The sequence below is a fragment of the Paracoccus sp. S4493 genome (genome assembly GCF_000967735.1).
GTDB lineage: Bacteria > Pseudomonadota > Alphaproteobacteria > Rhodobacterales > Rhodobacteraceae > Paracoccus > Paracoccus marcusii.
In genome coordinates this window covers 1-377 of sequence record NZ_JXYF01000240.1, presented here as the reverse complement: position 1 = coordinate 377, position 377 = coordinate 1, and the positions used below count along the sequence as shown (strand labels likewise).

General features: G+C 69.5%; 1 protein-coding gene. It reads right to left on the bottom strand.

Features of this window, described 5'->3' with window-relative positions:
* A partial coding sequence (locus tag TW83_RS16665; protein ID WP_045983906.1) for an SDR family NAD(P)-dependent oxidoreductase occupies positions 1-377 on the bottom strand: 377 nt, incomplete at both ends.

Here is a 377-nt window from a genome sequence, read left to right as displayed (position 1 = left end):
CGTGGGGTTCGGCAAAGCGGCCGGCGGGGATCAGCGCCTTCATCGCCTCGCCCTTGGGGCCCTCCCAGGCCTTGCGGCCCAGATCGGTCATCACCACGGTCGGAGAGATGGAATTGACGGTGATTCCGTGCCCGCCCCATTCCAGCGCTAGCGTCCTGGTCACGCCGACGATGCCGAACTTCGACGCGCAATAGGCCACATGCCCCTCGATCGCGACCGAGCCTGCCTGGCTGGCCAGGTTGATGATGCGCCCGCCCTTGGCCCGCGCGATCATCCCGCGCCCCACGGCCTGCGCCATCAGGAAGCTGCCGGTCAGGTTGACGGCGATGGTGCGCGTCCAGGCGCCGTCGCTCAGATCCTCGGCCGGGGCCAGGTCG